Raw genomic sequence first — 17,573 nt, forward strand, 5'->3', positions numbered from 1 at the left:
CCCGTGCGCCTTTCTGGTAGCTGGAACGACCAAAAAGGCGCACGGGCGCGAAGCGCCTAAATCATGGAGCGGTGGATGCCCTGGGGTTCGCCGCCGAGCTGGGTGAGGGCCGAGGAGTGGAAGATCGAGCCCGGCACGTGGATGGCGTGGGACAGGCCGGCGTGGGCGTCCCGCCAGAAACGCTGCATGGGCGTCTTCAGTTGGAGCGCACCGCCGCCGGAGCGCGCGAAGATCTCGTCGACGGCGCGCACCGCCCGCCAGGCGGCGGCCGTCTGGGTGCGCCGACCGATGGAGCGGAGTTCGAACGAGATGTCCTGCCCCTTCTCGGTCATGTCCCAGAACCGGTCGACCGTCTCCAGGATCGCCGCGCGGGACGCCGCGATCTCCGCGGCCGCCTCGCCGATCGCGAACAGCACGTAGGGGTCGTCCTTGATCGGGGTCCCGGAGACGGTGACGCGTTCGCGTTGCGCGTTCAGGTGGCAGGCCAGCGCGCCCTCGGCGATGCCGATGAGCGAGGACGTGATGCCGAGCGGGAAGATGCACGAGAACGGGAAGTTGTAGAGCGTCTGGGTGCGGCCGAACTCCTTCGGCGCGGATCCGTCGAAGACCTTGTCGGCCTGCAGTGTCCGGTGCTGCGGGATGAATGCGTCCTTGACGATCAGGTCCTTGGATCCGGTGCCGCGCAGTCCGACGACGTTCCAGCTGTCCTGGTCGATGTCGTAGTCCGAGCGTGGCAGCAGCACGTGCAGGATCTTGGGTGGCATCACCCGGTTGCCGTCTCGGTCGCCGACGGCGGCGCCGATCATGACCCACCCGCAGTGGTCGGTGCCCGAGGAGAACGACCACCGTCCGTTGAGGACGTAGCCGCCGTCGACGGGCACGGCCACCCCCATCGGGGCGTACGGCGACGCCATCCACATGTCGGAGTCCTCGCCCCACACCTCGTCCTGCGCGGTGCGGTCGAAGAACGCCAGTTCCCACGGGTGGACGCCGACGATGCCGCTGACCCAGCCCGCGGCTCCGTCGATGGCGCCGATGCCCATCGCGGTCTCCGCGAACTCGCGCGGATGCGATTCGTAGCCGCCGTATTCCTTGGGTTGCAGCATCCGCATCACCCCGGAGTCGCGCAACCGTTTCGCGGACGTGTCCGACAGGCGCATCAGCTTGTCGCCCTCGGTGCCTTCCGCGCGGATCTCGTCCGCGTACTGTTCGATCCTGTCAAGAACCTGGCCCATGATGATCTCGGCTTTCTGGTGTCGGTACCCGGCGGAACGCCTAGGCGGACTTCTTCTCGGCGACTGCAGGTTCCGCGGACTGCCGGTCCGCGAGGCCGAGGGCGATTTCGATCAGCTGGTCTTCCTGACCGCCGACCAGCTCGCGCCTGCCGGCCTCGATGAGGATTTCCGCACCGGACACGCCGTACCGGCGGGCGTGGGAGTCGGCGTGCTTGAGGAAGCTGGAGTACACGCCCGCGTAACCCATGGTCAGCGACAGCCGGTCGAGCAGGCAGTCGCCGTCCATGATCGGCCGGACGACGTCCTCGGCGGCGTCGATGATCTTCAGAGTGTCGATGCCGGTGCGGATTCCGAGTTTCTCGGTGACGGCGGCGAACGCCTCGACCGGGGTATTGCCCGCGCCGGCGCCGAAGCGCCGGGTGGAGCCGTCGATCTGCAAGGCGCCCGCCTCGACGGCGAGCACCGAGTTGGCGACACCGAGGCCGAGGTTCTCGTGGCCGTGGAATCCAACCTGTGCGTCGTCGCCGAGTTCGGCCACCAGGGCGGACACGCGGTCGCTGACGGCGTTCAGGATCAGCGCCCCGGCCGAGTCCACCACGTAGACGCACTGGCAGCCGGCATCCGCCATGATCCGCGCCTGCTGCGCGAGAACCTCCGGCGGCCGGCTGTGAGACATCATCAGGAACCCGACCGTCTCCAGCCCGAGTTCGCGGGCGAGCCCGAAGTGCTGCACGGAGATGTCGGCTTCGGTGCAGTGCGTGGCGATGCGGCAGATGCTCGCGCCGTTGTCCGCGGCCTCCCGGATGTCGGACTGGACACCCAGTCCGGGGAGCATGAGGAACGCGATCCTGGCCCGCGTTGCCGTCTCAACCGCGGCCTTGATCAGTTCCTGTTCCGGGGTGTGGCTGAATCCGTAGTTGAACGAGGAACCGCCGAGTCCGTCGCCGTGGGTGACCTCGATGACCGGAACGCCGGCGGCGTCGAGCGCCCCGACGATGGAGCGGACGTGGTCGACGGTGAACTGGTGTCGCTTGGCGTGGGAGCCGTCGCGCAGCGACGAGTCCGTCACCCGGATGTCGAGATCGGCACTGTAAGGCATCGGTATTCCTTCGAAGAGTGAATGTGGGGCGGACGCGCTCAGACGCTGGCGCCGAGGATCTGCGTCGCGAAGCTCTCGCCGACCTTGGTGGCGGCGGCGGTCATGATGTCGAGGTTGCCGGAATAGGGCGGCAGGAAGTCGCCGGCGCCTTCGACCTCGAGGAAGATGCCGACGCGGGCGAGTCCTCCGCTGATCGGCGTCGGGTCGTCGAATTGCGGTTCGGCGCGCAGACGGTAGCCGGGGACGTACGCCTGCACGGACGCCGCGACGTCGTGGATGGACGCGGTGATGGCGCCGCGGTCGGCGTCGGCGGGGATGGAGCAGAACACGGTGTCCTTCATGAACATCGGCGGCTCGGCCGGGTTCAGGATGATGATCGCCTTACCCTTCTTCGCCCCGCCGATCGTCTCGATGCCCCGGCTCGTGGTGATCGTGAACTCGTCGATGTTCGCGCGGGTACCCGGGCCCGCGGACGGCGAGGCCACGCTGGCGACGATCTCGGCGTACGCGACGTCGGTGATCCGGGAGACGGCATGGACCATGGGGATGGTCGCCTGGCCGCCGCACGTGATGAGGTTGACGTTCGGTGCGGTGCGGTGCTCGCCCATGTTCACGGCGGGCACGACCGCGGGTCCGAGCGCGGCCGGGGTGAGGTCGACCGCCTGGATGCCGAGTTCCCGGTAGCGGGGCGCGTTCGCCCGGTGCACGTAGGCCGAGGTGGCCTCGAAGACGATGTCGGGGCGCTCGTCCTGGGCGAGTAGCCAGTCGACGCCCTCGGCGCTGGCGATCACACCCCGGTCCGCGGCGCGCTTCAGTCCCTCGCTGTCGGGGTCGACGCCGATCATCCAGCGGGGCTCGATGATCTCCGAGCGGAGGAGTTTGTACATCAGGTCGGTGCCGATGTTGCCGGATCCGACGATCGCGGCGAAAGCCTTGGTCACAATTGTCGCCTTACTTGAATTCTACTGATACGGAGCCGATGTCACTGAAATCGGCGCGGAACACGTCGCCGGGGCGGGCGTCGATCGCGCGGGTGCACGAACCGGGCAGGATCACGTGCCCGGCCTCGAGCTGCACTCCGAAGCTCGCGACCTTCCGCGCCAGCCAGGCCACGGCCTTCGTGGGATTGCCGAGCACCGCCGACGCTTCCCCCCGCGCGATCTCCTCCTCGCCCTGGAACAGCACCGCGGAGATCGCGCCGATGTCGACGTTCGCCGGTTCCACCCGTCCGGCTCCGAGGATCACGCCGGCCGAGGACGCGTTGTCGGCGATCGTGTCGGCGAGCCCGATCTTCCAGTCCGTGATGCGGGAGTCGATCAGTTCGATACTGGGAACGATGTATTCGGTGGCCGCGAGCACGTCGGTCTCGGTGCACCCCTCCCCCGGCAGGGTCTCGCCGAGGACGTATCCGATCTCCACCTCGATGCGCGGGTAGCAGAACTGCGCGGTGTCGATCGGCGTCCCCTCGGCGTACACCATGCTCGACAGCAGATGTCCGTAGTCGGGCTCGTCGACGCCCATCATCTTCTGCATGACCTCGGAGGACAGTCCGACCTTGTGGCCGTACACCGTCTCCCCCGCCGCCAGCCGTGCCCGGATGTTCAGCAGCGCGATCTCGTAGGCGTCGACGACGTCGATGCCCGGGAACACGGTGGTCAGCGGATCGATGGGTGCGCGGTTCCGTTCGGCGTTCCGCAGGAGGTGGGCGGCGGACAGTCGTTGCGCGTCGCTCAGCATCACGCCACCTCCCCCGCACGTGAGTGCTGTCGTGTGTTCCGGGACTCTTTGCCACTCACGTGGGCGGCGTGCTGCGCGGCGATGTAGCCGAACACCATGGCGGGACCGATGGTCGCGCCCGCGCCGGCGTATTCGTTGCCCATCACCGACGCCGACGTGTTGCCGGTGGCGTACAGGCCGTCGATGACGGTCCCGTCCTCGCGGAGCACCCGGGCGTCGGCGTCGGTGACGAGTCCGCCCTTCGTGCCCAGGTCGCCTGCCTCGCAGCGGATCGCGTAAAACGGGCCCTGGACGATCTCGTCGAGGCACGGGTTCTTCATCGTCGGGTCGCCGTAGTACCGGTCGTACGCGCTCTCGCCGCGGCCGAAGTCCTCGTCGGTGCCGCTGCGGGCGAAGCCGTTGAAGCGATCGACGGTCGCGACGAGGGTGTCTGCTTTGACGCCGATCTTCTCGGCGAGGTCACGCAGCGTGTCCGCCTTGTGCACGACACCGGAGTCGTAGAACCCCTGAGGGAACGGCACACCCGGCAGCACCTGCGCGAACGGGTACCGCGACTTCGCCTTGTTGTCCATGACGAACCACGCCGGGACATGGCCGCCGTCGAGTTGGTCGTGCACGAAGTTCACGTACGGCGACGACTCGTTGGTGAAGCGTTCGCCGCGTCCGTTCACGATGACGGACGGCGGAATGCACCGCTCCGACACGAGCGGGATCACGGCACCCATCGGGTGCAGCACCGACGGCATCCACCAGGCGTCGTCCATGAGGTCGACTGCCGCACCGAGCTTCTGGCCGGCGACGATGCCGTCGCCGGTGTTCTCCCGGGCGCCGGCGCTGACGTCCGGAACGCCGTGCCGGGGCAGGTACTTGGCCCGCATGTCCTGGTTGTGGTCGAACCCGCCGGTCGCGAGCAGCACGCCGCGGCGGGCGCCGATCCGGACCGTCTGTCCGTCGCGCTCGGCGAGCACACCCACGACCGCTCCGGTGCCGTCGACGATCAGTTCCGTCATCGACGTCTTCAGCCACAGCGGCACCCCGGCGTCCTTGAGGACCATCCGCATCCGCGCCACCAGTGCGCGTCCGCCGGTCGCCATGTGGCGTCGCCGGACCACGTTGGACGCCACCCGCCACGCCGCCACCAGCGACGCCTTGCGGCCCTTCCACGTGCGCTTGACCATGGCGAGGTCGTGGTAATCCTTCGAGGTGACCCACAGGCCCAGCGGACCCTTCATGCTGTTGGGACGCTGGAACTGCTCGTCCTCCTTCAGCGCCCGGGTGTCGAACGGGATGCATTCGATGGTGCGCCCGAGCGGCCGCCCGCCCTCGTATTCCGGGTGGTAGTCGGAGTAGCCCTTCACCCAGTACAGCTCCATGTGCGGGCTGCGGTCGAGCAGTTCCATCAGCTCGGGACCCTTGTCGACGAACGCGTCGAGGCGGTCGGCGGCGACGGTGCCCTCGGTGATGATGTCGAGGTAGCGGCGGATCGACTCGCGGGAGTCGACGACACCCTTCGCGCGCAGCGTCGGGGCGTTGGGTATCCAGATGCCGCCGCCGGAGATGGCGGTGGATCCGCCGAACGTCGCGCCCTTGTCGATGACGAGGGTGTCGATCCCGCGGTGGGCCGCGGTGATCGCCGCGGCCATGCCGCCGCCACCGCTGCCGACGACAAGGAAATCGACTGTGGTATCGAAGGTTTCTGCGGTGCCGCTCATCGTCCGCTGCCGTCCTTGCGGAGGAGGAAGGCGAGGACGGCGCTCTCGAACGCCGTCTTCTGCTCGATCATCGCCCAGTGCCCGCAGTTCGGGAACACGTGCAGTTCCGCCCGCGGGATCGACCGCATCGGGAGGATCGCCATGTCCAGCGGGCTGACCCGGTCGTCGCGGCCCCACGTGAGCAGCGTCGGCGCCGTCACCTTGTGCAGCTGGGCCCAGTACGGGGTGGCGTCGGACGCGAGTGCCGCCTTGGCGCCTGCCTCGAACGCGGCCTTGCTGTACATCTTGCGGGCGCTGGCGAGGGTCTCGGGGTCGGTGGCCTGCGTCCAGCGTTCCTCGATCAGTTCCTCGGTGACCATGGCGGGGTCGAACACCATCGAGTGCAGCCACGCGATCAGTCGTTCCCGGGTGGGTTCGTCCGTGAACTCCATCAGGAGGTTGATGCCCTCACCGGGACCGGGGCTGAAGAGGTTCCTGCCGATGCCGCCGATGGTGATCAACTTGGCGACGCGGTCGGGGTGTGCGATGGCGAACTGGGTGGCGACGATGCCGCCCATCGAGTTTCCGAGCATCGCCACCTCATCGAGTCCGAGACCATCGAGGAAGCGGAGCACCGCGTCGCCCGCGGTGAGCATCGGGTGGCCGCCGAAATCGTCGCTGACCCCGAATCCCGGGAACTCCAGGATGAAGGTGCGGAAGTGCTCGGCGAAGACGCCGAGGTTGCCGCGGAAGTTGCGCCACCCCGTCACGCCGGGGCCGGAACCGTGCAGCAGCAGAAGAGGCGGACCGTCGCCGGCCTCGTGGTAGCGAAGCACGCCGAGGTCGGTCTTCAGCTCCTTCAGGGTGCCCTCGTAACTCGAGTCAGTCGTCATGGTCGATCACGTTGCCAGCGTGGTCCCGACTCGGACAGGAGCGATCCCGGTCAGCGAGACACCGCACGGCTCGGGCACGGTCCGGGCGGGGACTTCCACTGACCGAGACGGCATCTCGTGACGCTTCGGGGGCGTCTCTAGCCTCGGGGTCGATCGCCGAATCGGTCGGCGACGGAAGAGCAATCGGAGGCGGTCTGATGGCAACCGAACCGGCCGGCAACAAGCCCGCGGCACACCCGGACGCACCGTCACCGGGCGAGATGCGCCGTGCCCTGGGGCAATTCGCCAGCGGCGTGACGGTGGTGACAGGGCTCGACGCGGAGGGCCCGGTCGGTTTCGCGTGCCAGTCGTTCGCGTCGGTGTCGCTGGAGCCGCCACTGATCCTGTTCTGTGCCGATCACCGCGGCCGGGCATGGCCGCGCATCCGGCGGTCGGGACGCTTCACGATCAACGTGCTACACGAGGACCAGACGGACCTCTGCGCCCGGTTCGGTTCGAGCCGGGGTGCCAAGTTCGACGGGCTCGTCTGGGAGCCGTCGGGGTGGTCGACGCCGTCGCTGCCGGGGGTCCTCCTGCGCGTGCATGCCGACGTGCAGTCGGTGCACACCGCCGGCGATCACGACGTCGTGATCGGACGCGTCCTGGAACTCGAATCGGTGTGCGACGAGCGTCCGATGGTGTTCTTCCGGGGCGGTTTCGGCCTCGACGCCGCCCCGCTGCCCGTGCGCGCGTAACGAGTCCGGGGACTCGTCAGCCACGCACGGGCGCTACAGCCATTGCCCCGACTGCACCGCGAGGAGCTGGTCGAGGGTCTCGGTCGACCACGAGCTGTCCGGGATCTCCGGAGTCCGGCGGCCGCGGCGGGGCGTTCCCAGTTCGGGGTGCAGCGTCCGCGTGACTTCCCGGGCTGCGTCGACGACGAGCGGGGCGACGCGCTCGAGTTGGACGGTGCGCGCGTCTCCGCACAGCGAGATGCCGGCGACCGGTCCGTCGGCGCTGCGGACAGCGACACCGACGCACCCGATTCCGCGCACCGCCTCCCCGCGCTCGAAGGCGAGACCGCGACGTTGCCGGATCCGGTTGAGCTCCTGGTGCAACGTGGACAGTTCGGTGATCGTGCGGTCCGTGCTGCGGCTGAGCCGCGGCCCGTACATGCCGTCCACCTGCTCCGGGTCGACCCATGCGAGCATCGCCTTGCCGCCCGCCGTCGTGTAGGCGGGCACGCGCCCACCCACGCGGGACGGCAGGGCCGCGGCCATCCGCCCGCCCACCTTGTCCAGGTACACGCTCTCCGCGCCGTCCAGCACGGCCAGGTGCACGACCATCCCGGTCTGCATGTGCAGTTCGTGCAGCAGCGGGGCCGCCGCGGCCCGGACCTGGCTGTGCCCGTTGTCGCCGCCGCCGAGTCCCATCGCCCGCCGCCCGAGGCAGTAGCCGAAGCTGGCGTGGTCGACCCAGTCGAGACGGACGAGCTGGTCGAGGATGCGGTGCACGGTGGACCGCGGCAGCCGGGTGCGGCACGCCACCTCTTCGAGCGTCAGGCGCGACGTCCGGCCGTCGAACGCGTCGAGGATGAGCGTCATCCGTTCCACCATCGACGGCGGCAGATCCTTCTTCGCAGCGGGTACCGACAGTGCATCATCCAAATCGACGACAGTCATCGACGCCTCCAAATATCCTGGTCACACGCATACGTCCGACAAAAACTGAAATGAATTCTTAAAATGTACCAGCCGCGCCCGCCGCGGGGAAGGAATCGGGCAACCGCCGCGCCCGGTCACCGGGAATCTCCGCGCACCCCGCGGGGTACCTCCACTACAACGGTGACAACAGACGACCCCGAGAGCGGAGTTACGAACTGATGCACATAGGAATCGCGCCGCCCATCGTCATCGCGCACCCCGCGGTCCGCGCGGACTGGGAACTCGGCGCCGGCATCGCGGAGCTCACCGCGATCGCCCGCACGGCCGACCGCCTCGGCTACCACCACCTCACCTGCAGCGAGCATGTCGCCGTCCCCACCGACGTCGCAGTGGAACGCGGCGGCACCTACTGGGACCCGCTCGCGACCCTCGGGTTCCTCGCCGCACAGACCACCGGCATCCGCCTGGCCACGCAGGTTCTGGTGCTCGGCTATCACCACCCCCTCGAGATCGCCAAGCGCTACGGCACGCTCGACGTCGTCAGCGGCGGCCGGCTCGTGCTCGGCCTGGGCGTGGGCAGCCTGCGCGAGGAATTCGACCTGCTCGGCGCCCACTTCGACGACCGCGGCGCCCGCGCCGACGACGCGCTCGCGGCGCTGCGCGCGTCCCTGTCGCAACCGAGGCCCGAGTACCACGGCCCGTTCTACGACTTCGACGGCGTCGTCGTCGAACCGCACGCCGTCCAGCCGCGAGTCCCGCTGTGGATCGGGGGACGCACACTGCGGTCCCTGCGCCGCGCGACGACGCTCGGCGACGGCTGGGTGCCGTTCGGTCTGTCACTCGACGAGTTGTGCGCGCTGCTCGCCCGGGTCGACCTTCCCGAGAAATTCGAGGTGGTCCTCAGCGCAGGCGCACCGCTCGATCCGATCGGCTCACGGGGCGCCGTGGCCCGCTCCCTCGAACGACGTCGCGAGGCCGGCACCACCGTCGTCAGCGCCACCCTCACGTCCACGAGCGCAGCCCACTACTGCGAGCAACTGGAGGCCCTCCGGCAGCTGGGCGACACCCTCGGCCTCTCCTTCCGCACCACGACCGAAGACAGGATCCGCCCATGACCGGCACCGAAGAACTCGTCCGCACACTCGCCGAACGCGTCACCGCCCTCGAGGACAAGCTCGCCATCCTCGAGCTGATGACCGCCTACGGCCCCGCCATCGACAGCGGCTCGGCCGACGCCGTCGCGCGTCTGTGGACCGAGGACGGCGTGTACGACGTCGACACCGGGGTGATGCGCGGGCATGCGGCCATCACGGCGATGGTGCAGTCGCAGGCACATCAGGGCTGGATCGGCGGCGGCTGCGCGCACATGCTCGAGCCCGGGCACGTGCGCGTCGACGGCGATACCGCGGTGGCCACATGCAAGTCGCAGTTGATCATTCACGACGACGCCGGGTTCCGGGTCCACCGGATCACCGCAAACCGGTGGGAGCTCGCCAAGATCGACGGCGAGTGGAAGGTGACCCGCCGCGTCAATCGGCTTCTCGACGGTCGCGAGGAGGCCCGCACCCTGCTGGCCGCGGGGGTGCGCGACTGAGCACGGCTTCGGCTGCACCGAAACGAGGCCCGCAGGTGCTGCGGGCCTCGTCCTGGTGCGGCGGGCGACGGTCAGGCGACCAACTCCGACGTGGGTGCGGCCGCGTCGGCCGGGCGCTCGATCTTGTTGCGGGTGAGGAGAAGTCCCATCACCGCGGCCAGCAGTCCGGCGACCGCCAGCGTGAAGAAGGCGTAGACGAATCCCTTCTCCGAGTACTGGGCGGCGCGGCCCACCAGCACGACGCCGGGGATCGCGACGATGGCGATCATCATCTGGCTGCCGATCGCACTGCCCAGCGAGCCCGACAGGTTCAGCATCCCACCGGCGATCCCCTGCGTCTGCGCGGGCACGGTGCGCATGATGAGATTCGGCAACGTCGCCGACGCGGAACCGAGCCCGAGGCCGATCACCAACTGCCCGAACATCATCTGGACGGTCGAGTCGTGCAGGGTGGCGAGCAGGACCGACCCGAGCGACAGGGAAGCGCCGCCGAACACCAGAACCGGCGCGGGGCCGATGCGCCGGGTGAAGTAGCCGCCCACCGGGCCCGCGATCATCGACACGACACCCGTCGGAACGGTGTAGATTGCGACGGCGAGGGCGGTGACGCCGAATCCGTAGCCGAGACCGAGGTCGGGGTCGGTCATCACGAACATCGGGATGAGCATCGAATGGCTGACCAGGACGAACTGCACGAAACCGCTGGCGGCCAGCGTCTTCGCGACGGGTCCGTGCCTGAGCATCTGCAGGTCGACGAGCGGCTCCTTCGGCGTGCGTTCGTAGACCAGCCAACCGGCGAGAACGGCGAGACCGCCACCCACGCAGAGAAGCGTCTGAGGCGCCGTGTACCCCCACGTGGCGGCCTTGCCGATGCCGAACAGCAGCACGAAGGCGCCGAGACCGAGAATCACCGCACCGAGCACATCGAGTTTCGACCGGGTGCGCAGGGTGGTCTCGGGCACGAAGATCGCGACCGCGATGCCGACGACCACCACGTGGGCAAGTTGCGCCCAGAACACGCCGGTGTAGCCGAAGTGGTCGATGAGATAGCCGCCGATGATCGGGCCGAGGATGGTGCTGGCGCCCATGCCCGTGGCGACAAATCCCACCGCCACGGGAATGATCGACGGCGGCAGGATGTCGCGGATCAGCCCGTAGGCGAGCACGAGGATCGCCATGCCCGCGCCCTGGAGGCCGCGGCCCACGAGGAACAGTTCGAAGGTGGGGGCCAGCGCTCCGAGGAGTGATCCGGCGCCGAATACCGCGGCCGACACGAGCATCATCCGCTTCTTGCCGTAGATGTCGCCGAGTTTGCCGACGAGCGGAGTCGAGGCGGCGAGCACGAGCGTGACGATCGTGATCACCCAGCCGACGTTCGCGGTGCCGAAGTGTTTCGCGATCTCCGGCAGCGCCGGGGTGACGAAGTTGTAGGCGAGCGGGATGACCTCGACCAGAAGGATGATCAGGGCCAGGAGGGCGAACGACTTCCCGCGTGAGAGCGGTGCGCGCTCCGCCTCACCTGGGGACAGGGGCATGTTATGCATATGTGGCTCCGGGGGATTCGAGTGGATCAGCACGCCCAACCTGGCATGACGCACAGTGACGCCGACCACAGTTCCCACTCACCGAGACCTACCCGCGGCCGGTGCCCGGTGACGCGAAACGACACGAATAGTAGAAAACATTCCTGCACGATATTGCGACCATCTAGTGACTGATCAGTAGTTCATGCGATACAACTAGAATGAAATCTAATTTTCTCTTCGCGGATCAGGAGTTCCCATGACGGAATCACTCAGCCTTACCGGACGCACCGCCGTCGTCACCGGCGCCGGCGCAGGCCTCGGCCGGGCCGAAGCCCTCGCACTCGCGGCCGCCGGAGCCGCGGTCGTCGTCAACGACATGGGCGACGGCGCACACGAGGTCGCCTCGCAGATCACCGCGGCCGGCGGCCGGGCCGTCGCCGTCACCGGCGACGTCTCCGACTGGGCGCTCGGCGCGCGCCTCGTCGACGAGGCCGTCAGCGCGTTCGGATCGATGGACATCCTCGTCAACAACGCCGGAATCCTGCGCGACAAGATGATTTTCAACCTCTCCGAATCCGACTGGGACGACGTCATCCGCGTCCACCTGAAGGGGCACGCCGCCACGTCGCGCGCCGCGGCCGTGCACTGGCGCGAGGCGAGCAAGGCCGCCGGCGGCCCGGTGTACGGGCGGGTCGTCAACACGTCGTCGGAGGCGTTCCTGTTCGGGTCCGCGGGACAGCCCAACTACTCGGCCGCGAAGGCCGGGATCACCGCGCTCACCCTGTCGACGGCGCAGGGCCTGTCCCGCTACGGGGTTCGGGCCAACGCGATCTGCCCGCGCGCCAGGACGGCCATGACCGCCGACGCGTTCGGCGAGAACCCGGGCGACACGGGCCTCGACCCCCTGTCCCCCGAACGTGTCGCCACCCTCGTCCACTACCTGGCCTCCCCCGCCGCCGACGCGATCACCGGGCAGGTGTTCGTCGTCTACGGCAAGATGGTCGCGCTCATGGAGGCACCGAAGGTCGAGAACCGCTTCGACGCAGCGGGTTCCGCGTTCTCACCCGAGGAGCTCGACGGCCTCCTCACACCGTATTTCGCCGGTCGCGGACCGTACGAGAACTACGCGGCGTTCAGCGTCGCCGAACTGGAGAAGGTTGCGCTGGCGACCGGCGTCCTCGCCGGTGCCTGAGCCGCGATCGCAGAAGGAGCACACGTTGAGGCTGCACGGAAAGACAGCGATCGTGACCGGCGGCGCCGGCGGCATCGGACGGGCCGTCACGACGGTGTTCGTCCGCGAGGGCGCCAACGTCCTGTTCGTCGACATCGACGAAAAACGCGGTCGGGAACTCGAGCAGAAACTCGGAGCGGCCGCCCGTTTCCTGAACGCCGACATCTCCCGGCGCGAGTCCGCCGAGCAGATCCGCGACGCCGCGGTCGCAGCGTTCGGATCGGTGGACGTGCTGGTCAACAACGCCCACGCCTCGCGTCAGGCGTTGCTGATCGACCACACCCAGGAGATGTTCGACCTCTCGTTCCGCACCGGGTTCTATCCGGTGGTGCACCTGATGCAGGCCTGCTACGAGCAGTTGAAGGCGGCGAACGGTTCGGTGATCAACTTCGCGTCCGGGTCCGGACTCGACGGGATGCCCACCCAGACGTCGTACGCCGCCGCGAAGGAAGCGATTCGCGGGGTGAGCCGGGTGGCGGCCAACGAATGGGCGGCCGATCAGATCCGGGTCAACGTGATCTGCCCGTTCGCCGCGACCGAGGGCGTCCTCGCCTGGCAGGAACAATTCCCCGACCGCGCCGCCGCGTCCGTCGCGAAGGTTCCGCTGCAGCGCATCGGCGACCCCGAGACCGACATCGCACCCGTGGCGGTGTTCCTCGCGTCCGACGATTCCCGATACATGACCGGCCAGACACTGATGGCGGACGGCGGCAGCATCAAGCTGCGCTGATCCGCCCGGACAGGAGAACGACGATGAACGACTTCCAGGGCCGAGTCGCCCTGATCACCGGCGGCGCGCGCGGCCAGGGACGCAGCCACGCGGTGGCACTGGCGGAACGCGGGGCAGACATCGTGCTGTGCGACCGCTGCGAGGACAGCCCGGCGGTGAACTACCCCCTGGCCACCGCCGCCGACCTCGACGAGACCGCCGAACTGGTGCGCGCCACCGGCCGCCGGTGCCTCACCGCCAAGGCGGACACCGCCGACCGGGCCGCGATGGACGCACTCGTCGCGGAGGCGGAGTCCGAGTTCGGGCGGATCGATATCGCGGTCGCGAATGCCGGCGTCTCCGTGGCCGCCCCCGTGCAGTCGCTCACGCAGGAACAGTGGTCGGAGGCGATCGGTTCCAACCTCACCGGCGTCTTCAACACGGTGGGGGCGGTGGCACCCGGCATGATCCGGCGGGGATACGGCCGGATCGTCACCATCTCGTCGATGCTGGGCCGCGCAGGCAGCACCAACATGGCGGCGTACGCGGCGTCGAAGTGGGGCGTCATCGGGCTCACCAAGAGCGCTGCGCTCGATCTCGCCCCGCACGGCATCACCGTGAATGCGATTGCACCGGGCAATATCTCGACACCGATGATCCACAACGACGCCCTCTACCGGATGATGCGTCCCGACCTGGAGGCACCCGCCGCCGAGGATGTGGAACCGGTGTTCCGCAGCCTGCACGCCCAGCCCGTGGCGTGGCTGGACGCCGCCGAGATCACCCGCGTCGTGCTGTTCCTCGGCGCCGAGGGCAGCGCGCACATCAGCGGCATCGTCCTGCCCGTCGACGCGGGTACTGCCGCCCGCGGCCTGTGAGTACTTATCAACCGCCGGACGTTGATAAGTACTCACGGGACGCCTTTGGTCAAGGCTTTGATTAAGCAGTACAGGCCGCTAACCTGGGTTCATGCCCGACGAGACGACCGACCAGAGCGATTTGGACTTCCTGTCCTTCATGGACTTCGCGGTGGGCAAGACCGTCGACGAGTTGCCCGAGGTCGATCCGGTGTCGATGCGGCTGGTGCTCGCGCTGCACCGGGTGACGAGCGCCCTCGTCTACGACCTCGAGGCGACGGTCCACCGGCCCAGCGGGTGGAGCTGGCCGGGGTTCCGGGTGCTGTTCGTGTTGTGGCTCGCCGGACCGTGCGAGGCCAAGCGGGTGGCGTCGCTGTCCGGGATGAGCAGGTCTGCGGTGTCGGCCCTGGTCAACACGCTCGAGCGCGACGGGCTCGTGACCCGGCGACCGTCCGCCGGCGACCGCCGGGCCGTCGATCTCGAGCTGACGGACGCCGGGCGCGAGGCCATCGTCAGCACGTACTCGGCGCACAACAAGCGTGAGCAGACGTGGACCGAGACGCTGACACCGTCGGAACGGGTCGTCCTGATCGGGTTGCTGGAGAAGATGGCGTCGGGCACCGCCGCCCGCGAAGCCGTCAAACGCAGCTAGCCGTGACGAGTAGGTGATGGCCGTGAGCAGCCTGATCCGTCCCGGGGAACAGCGCCTCGTGTCGTTCGACGAGTTCCGCGAGTCGGTGAGCGACGCGTTCGTCCCCCTCGAGATGACGTCGGCGGACCACGACGACTTCCGCGGCGTGGTGCGCGGCGCGACGGTCGGGGCGGTCCGGATCAGTGAGGTCACGGCCGCCCCGCACGTCATTCGGCGCACGCCGCGGACGATCCGCGCCGCCAACCCCGACTACTTCAAACTCGGACTGCAGGTGGGCGGCTGCTGCATCCTCGCCCAGGACGGCCGTGAAGCTGCGCTCACCCCGGGTGACTTCGCGATCTACGACACGACCCGCCCGTATCAGCTGTCGTTCGACGACCGGTTCCGGATGCTGGTCGTGATGTTCCCCCGGCATCTCCTGCGCGTTCCGCCCGACGGCATCGCGCAGCTCACCGCGCGCCGGGTGTCGGGCAGGCAAGGGCTCGGCGCCGTCGTCACGCCCCTGCTGCGCGGACTCGGCGAGCAGATCGCCGACGCCTCCCCCACCGTCGCGCTGCATCTCGGCGATGCCGTCCTCGACCTGGTCGCGGCCGCATTCGCAGAGCAACTCCACCTCGCCGACGGGCCGACCCCGTTGTCGCGCGGCGACGAACTGCAGGCCCGGGTCACCGCGTTCATCGACGAGCGGCTCGCCGACCGGGAGCTGGATCTGCAGTCGATCGCGGCCGCCCATCACATCTCGGTGCGGCACCTGCAGAAGATGTTCGAAGCCGAGGGCGACACGGTGAGCGGATGGATTCGGCGAAGGCGACTCGAGCAGTGCCGTCGAGATCTCGCCGACCCCCGGTACCGCGAGCTGACCGTCTCGGCCATCGGTGCCCGCTGGGGTTTCGCCGACGCCGCCCACTTCTCCCGGCTGTTCAAGGCCACTCACGGATCGACGCCCGGCACCTATCGCGCCGCGGCCACCCCGCTCACGGAGACGGAGCGACGGATTCGATGATCTCCGCGACCTCGTCGACGTGGACGGGTCGGCGCCAACTGTCCCAGCCGACGTGGATCTGCCGGGGATGCACGGCGGCGTCGAGTACAGCGGATTGGTGAGTGTGCCCGTGCAGCAACCAGTCTCCCCCGTCCTGCAGGCGGTACTTCACGCCCCGGTCCTCCTCGGTGTGGTCGCCGGTGTACGGGAAATGGGACAGCAGCACGGTCCGGCCCGCGACCTTCCGTCGCGCGAACAGCTGCACCGACGCGAACGTGTCCAGGAAGACCCGCTGCCTGAGGTGGCTGTTGCGGTTCGCCATCGGGTGGCACGAGTCGTGATTGCCGGGGATCAGATGCAGCTCGACGTTCCGTTTTCGCGCGAACTCGTCCAGCGCGCGGAGCGCCCAGTCCTCGGCGGCTTTACCCCCGACGGTGACGTCGCCGAGTATCCACAGTTGGTCGCCGCTCCCGACGGCGGCACCCAGACTGTCGAGGATGGATTCGTCGTGCGCGTCGATCTCCGCGTCGAAGCCCCGGATCTCCACCAGCCGCGCGTGACGAAGGTGCAGGTCGGACGTGAACCAGACGCTCATGCCAGGAACCGCGACCGCAGCTCCGCGAAGAACGCTGCCGACAGACGTGTGAAGTCGTCGGCTCTCACCCGGATCGGGTCGCCGATCTCGAGCTTCAGAACGGACTGGTCGGGGACATACTTCAGGACGCTGATGCCGCGCAGGACGCCGCCGTTGTTCATTAATGAGTCGACAATGATCTCGACTTCGTTGAGCGGGTTCGCGTCCTTGCCCGTCACCGCCCGGACCCGGTGGACGAAGTAGCGGTCCAGCGCGAGGACCATGTTGCCGAAGAACAGGGGCTCGAAATCCTCCAGCGCGGCGAAGACCTTCTTGCCCGTGACCTCGCCCGCGATCGCTCCCGTCAGCGACGTGTACACGGCGAGTTGCTCCGCGACGGACGCCTCGGCGTGATCGATCTCTTCCTCCGTGTAGTTCTTCCGTCCGAGCACTTCGCCGTCTCCTTCGATGCACCGGGTGCCGGATCGACACGCTGAGAACCCCCAGACCAGCAGTGTTCCACCTTTCGCATCCCAGCAGATCCGGGTTGGAGGTGCGATACTCCCGGGTGGCTCCTGGCTCGTACCAAAACCGGCAACCGAGAAGTCCGGAAGGATGCACCGATGAAGGTCACGATCGCACGAACCGCAGGAATCGCCGCCGCAGTCACCGGCGTGGGTCTGCTCGCCGCACCCACGGCGTCCGCGGCACCCGAGGACATCGCCGTCGACATCACCGACGACGGGAACGCGGTGGTCATGGAAGTCCGGTACGACGTCCCCGGGGCGGTGTTGTGCCTGATGAACGTCCTCCCCGTCGACGGGACCGTGCCCGCCGCCATTGTGGGACCCACCGTCGTGATGGGCGGAGACGACGGCGAACTCCGGGCCACCGTCGACCCCGGCAAGTACTCGGTCCAGTGGTCCTGCTCGAGCATTCCGTCTTTCGAGCAGTGGGGCACCGCTCCGCCGCTGACCAACGGCACCGAGGACCCCACCACCGTCACCGTGACCGACACGTCCGGGCCAGGCGGCGGAGGCTCGTCGGGCAGCCCGTTCGGCAGCTGACGGCCCCCGCGTACGTGAGCGGCAAAGCGTGTTCGAGCACTCTTTCGCACTCACGTATGCGGGATCGGCGAACTTCCTGGGGC

At 68.5% G+C, this 17,573-nt stretch carries 19 protein-coding genes; 9 read left to right on the forward strand and 10 right to left on the reverse strand.

The window, feature by feature from the left end; genetic code table 11:
* Positions 1–56: 56 nt before the first annotated feature.
* Genes CJ179_RS08145 through CJ179_RS08170 form a run of 6 tightly spaced genes read right to left on the reverse strand, consistent with a single transcriptional unit; the run spans position 57 to position 6,655 of the window.
* Positions 57–1,235, reverse strand: coding sequence for an acyl-CoA dehydrogenase family protein (locus CJ179_RS08145; RefSeq protein WP_072940838.1), 1,179 nt, complete (start codon positions 1,233–1,235; stop codon positions 57–59).
* Positions 1,236–1,275: 40 nt separating this feature from the next.
* The gene (gene dmpG, locus CJ179_RS08150; RefSeq protein WP_072940841.1) at positions 1,276–2,334 is read right to left on the reverse strand and encodes a 4-hydroxy-2-oxovalerate aldolase; all 1,059 of its coding nucleotides are present in this window, start codon (positions 2,332–2,334) and stop codon (positions 1,276–1,278) included.
* Positions 2,335–2,372: 38 nt separating this feature from the next.
* Positions 2,373–3,278, reverse strand: a complete 906-nt coding sequence (locus CJ179_RS08155) for an acetaldehyde dehydrogenase (acetylating) (protein ID WP_206016232.1) — start codon at positions 3,276–3,278, stop codon at positions 2,373–2,375.
* A gap of 7 nt (positions 3,279–3,285) precedes the next feature.
* A complete protein-coding gene (locus CJ179_RS08160) occupies positions 3,286–4,071 on the reverse strand; it encodes a 2-keto-4-pentenoate hydratase (RefSeq protein WP_095861150.1) in 786 nt (261 codons plus the stop codon).
* Positions 4,071–5,783, reverse strand: a complete 1,713-nt coding sequence (locus CJ179_RS08165) for an FAD-binding protein (protein WP_095861151.1) — start codon at positions 5,781–5,783, stop codon at positions 4,071–4,073. Before CJ179_RS08165 ends, CJ179_RS08160 begins: the two co-directional genes overlap by 1 nt.
* Entirely contained in the window at positions 5,780–6,655 is an 876-nt protein-coding gene (locus CJ179_RS08170; protein ID WP_095861152.1) for an alpha/beta fold hydrolase, read from the reverse strand. Before CJ179_RS08170 ends, CJ179_RS08165 begins: the two co-directional genes overlap by 4 nt.
* A gap of 197 nt (positions 6,656–6,852) precedes the next feature.
* Here CJ179_RS08170 and CJ179_RS08175 point away from each other — a divergent pair, with 197 nt between their 5' ends.
* The gene (locus CJ179_RS08175; protein ID WP_095861153.1) at positions 6,853–7,389 is read left to right on the forward strand and encodes a flavin reductase family protein; all 537 of its coding nucleotides are present in this window, start codon (positions 6,853–6,855) and stop codon (positions 7,387–7,389) included.
* A 33-nt stretch (positions 7,390–7,422) separates the two neighbouring features.
* Here the strand turns inward: CJ179_RS08175 and CJ179_RS08180 are convergent, their stop codons facing one another.
* Complete coding sequence (locus CJ179_RS08180) at positions 7,423–8,316, reverse strand: IclR family transcriptional regulator (protein ID WP_095861154.1); 894 nt, start codon at positions 8,314–8,316, stop codon at positions 7,423–7,425.
* A gap of 200 nt (positions 8,317–8,516) precedes the next feature.
* On the opposite strand from CJ179_RS08180, the gene CJ179_RS08185 reads away from it, so the two are divergent.
* Entirely contained in the window at positions 8,517–9,413 is an 897-nt protein-coding gene (locus CJ179_RS08185) for a TIGR03619 family F420-dependent LLM class oxidoreductase (RefSeq protein ID WP_095861155.1), read from the forward strand.
* Positions 9,410–9,892, forward strand: a complete 483-nt coding sequence (locus CJ179_RS08190; protein WP_072940861.1) for a nuclear transport factor 2 family protein — start codon at positions 9,410–9,412, stop codon at positions 9,890–9,892. Before CJ179_RS08185 ends, CJ179_RS08190 begins: the two co-directional genes overlap by 4 nt.
* Before the next feature lie 71 nt (positions 9,893–9,963).
* Here the strand turns inward: CJ179_RS08190 and CJ179_RS08195 are convergent, their stop codons facing one another.
* Complete coding sequence (locus CJ179_RS08195; protein ID WP_072940864.1) at positions 9,964–11,427, reverse strand: MFS transporter; 1,464 nt, start codon at positions 11,425–11,427, stop codon at positions 9,964–9,966.
* 247 nt (positions 11,428–11,674) lie between these two features.
* Between CJ179_RS08195 and CJ179_RS08200 the strand changes: the two genes are divergently transcribed.
* From CJ179_RS08200 to CJ179_RS08220, 5 genes are all read left to right on the forward strand, one after another.
* On the forward strand, positions 11,675–12,610 hold the full coding sequence (locus CJ179_RS08200) for a 3-oxoacyl-ACP reductase (protein WP_072940866.1): 936 nt from the start codon (positions 11,675–11,677) through the stop codon (positions 12,608–12,610).
* Positions 12,611–12,635: 25 nt separating this feature from the next.
* Complete coding sequence (locus CJ179_RS08205; RefSeq protein ID WP_072941198.1) at positions 12,636–13,379, forward strand: SDR family NAD(P)-dependent oxidoreductase; 744 nt, start codon at positions 12,636–12,638, stop codon at positions 13,377–13,379.
* Positions 13,380–13,402: 23 nt separating this feature from the next.
* Positions 13,403–14,236, forward strand: a complete 834-nt coding sequence (locus CJ179_RS08210) for a mycofactocin-coupled SDR family oxidoreductase (protein ID WP_072940868.1) — start codon at positions 13,403–13,405, stop codon at positions 14,234–14,236.
* Between the two features lie 91 nt (positions 14,237–14,327).
* The gene (locus CJ179_RS08215) at positions 14,328–14,867 is read left to right on the forward strand and encodes a MarR family winged helix-turn-helix transcriptional regulator (protein WP_095861156.1); all 540 of its coding nucleotides are present in this window, start codon (positions 14,328–14,330) and stop codon (positions 14,865–14,867) included.
* A gap of 16 nt (positions 14,868–14,883) precedes the next feature.
* Positions 14,884–15,870 carry a helix-turn-helix domain-containing protein gene (locus tag CJ179_RS08220; protein ID WP_095861157.1) on the forward strand — a complete coding sequence of 329 codons (987 nt, stop codon included), beginning with the start codon at positions 14,884–14,886 and terminating at the stop codon, positions 15,868–15,870.
* Here the strand turns inward: CJ179_RS08220 and CJ179_RS08225 are convergent.
* Both CJ179_RS08225 and CJ179_RS08230 read right to left on the reverse strand, forming a co-directional pair.
* A complete protein-coding gene (locus CJ179_RS08225) occupies positions 15,842–16,444 on the reverse strand; it encodes a metallophosphoesterase (RefSeq protein ID WP_072940877.1) in 603 nt (200 codons plus the stop codon). The genes CJ179_RS08220 and CJ179_RS08225 overlap by 29 nt on opposite strands.
* On the reverse strand, positions 16,441–16,875 hold the full coding sequence (locus CJ179_RS08230) for a hypothetical protein (RefSeq protein ID WP_072940880.1): 435 nt from the start codon (positions 16,873–16,875) through the stop codon (positions 16,441–16,443). The genes CJ179_RS08225 and CJ179_RS08230 overlap by 4 nt, the downstream gene beginning before the upstream one ends.
* A 171-nt stretch (positions 16,876–17,046) precedes the next feature.
* Between CJ179_RS08230 and CJ179_RS08235 the strand changes: the two genes are divergently transcribed.
* A complete protein-coding gene (locus CJ179_RS08235) occupies positions 17,047–17,490 on the forward strand; it encodes a hypothetical protein (protein WP_072940882.1) in 444 nt (147 codons plus the stop codon).
* The last annotated feature ends 83 nt before the right edge of the window (positions 17,491–17,573 follow it).

The sequence above is a fragment of the Rhodococcus sp. ACS1 genome, from assembly GCF_002300155.1.
GTDB lineage: Bacteria > Actinomycetota > Actinomycetes > Mycobacteriales > Mycobacteriaceae > Rhodococcus_F > Rhodococcus_F koreensis.

Bases quoted from the DNA above. Each gene is read 5' to 3' on its own strand.
- CJ179_RS08200 (WP_072940866.1), top strand. From the start codon at position 11,675: ATGACGGAATCACTCAGCCTTACCGGACGCACCGCCGTCGTCACCGGC.
- CJ179_RS08170 (WP_095861152.1), bottom strand. From the start codon at position 6,655: ATGACGACTGACTCGAGTTACGAGGGCACCCTGAAGGAGCTGAAGACC.
- CJ179_RS08180 (WP_095861154.1), bottom strand. From the start codon at position 8,316: ATGACTGTCGTCGATTTGGATGATGCACTGTCGGTACCCGCTGCGAAG.
- CJ179_RS08190 (WP_072940861.1), top strand. From the start codon at position 9,410: ATGACCGGCACCGAAGAACTCGTCCGCACACTCGCCGAACGCGTCACC.
- CJ179_RS08175 (WP_095861153.1), top strand. From the start codon at position 6,853: ATGGCAACCGAACCGGCCGGCAACAAGCCCGCGGCACACCCGGACGCA.
- CJ179_RS08165 (WP_095861151.1), bottom strand. From the start codon at position 5,783: ATGAGCGGCACCGCAGAAACCTTCGATACCACAGTCGATTTCCTTGTC.
- CJ179_RS08235 (WP_072940882.1), top strand. From the start codon at position 17,047: ATGAAGGTCACGATCGCACGAACCGCAGGAATCGCCGCCGCAGTCACC.
- CJ179_RS08185 (WP_095861155.1), top strand. From the start codon at position 8,517: ATGCACATAGGAATCGCGCCGCCCATCGTCATCGCGCACCCCGCGGTC.
- CJ179_RS08195 (WP_072940864.1), bottom strand. From the start codon at position 11,427: ATGCCCCTGTCCCCAGGTGAGGCGGAGCGCGCACCGCTCTCACGCGGG.
- CJ179_RS08160 (WP_095861150.1), bottom strand. From the start codon at position 4,071: ATGCTGAGCGACGCGCAACGACTGTCCGCCGCCCACCTCCTGCGGAAC.
- CJ179_RS08215 (WP_095861156.1), top strand. From the start codon at position 14,328: ATGCCCGACGAGACGACCGACCAGAGCGATTTGGACTTCCTGTCCTTC.
- CJ179_RS08145 (WP_072940838.1), bottom strand. From the start codon at position 1,235: ATGGGCCAGGTTCTTGACAGGATCGAACAGTACGCGGACGAGATCCGC.
- CJ179_RS08210 (WP_072940868.1), top strand. From the start codon at position 13,403: ATGAACGACTTCCAGGGCCGAGTCGCCCTGATCACCGGCGGCGCGCGC.
- dmpG (WP_072940841.1), bottom strand. From the start codon at position 2,334: ATGCCTTACAGTGCCGATCTCGACATCCGGGTGACGGACTCGTCGCTG.
- CJ179_RS08225 (WP_072940877.1), bottom strand. From the start codon at position 16,444: ATGAGCGTCTGGTTCACGTCCGACCTGCACCTTCGTCACGCGCGGCTG.
- CJ179_RS08220 (WP_095861157.1), top strand. From the start codon at position 14,884: ATGGCCGTGAGCAGCCTGATCCGTCCCGGGGAACAGCGCCTCGTGTCG.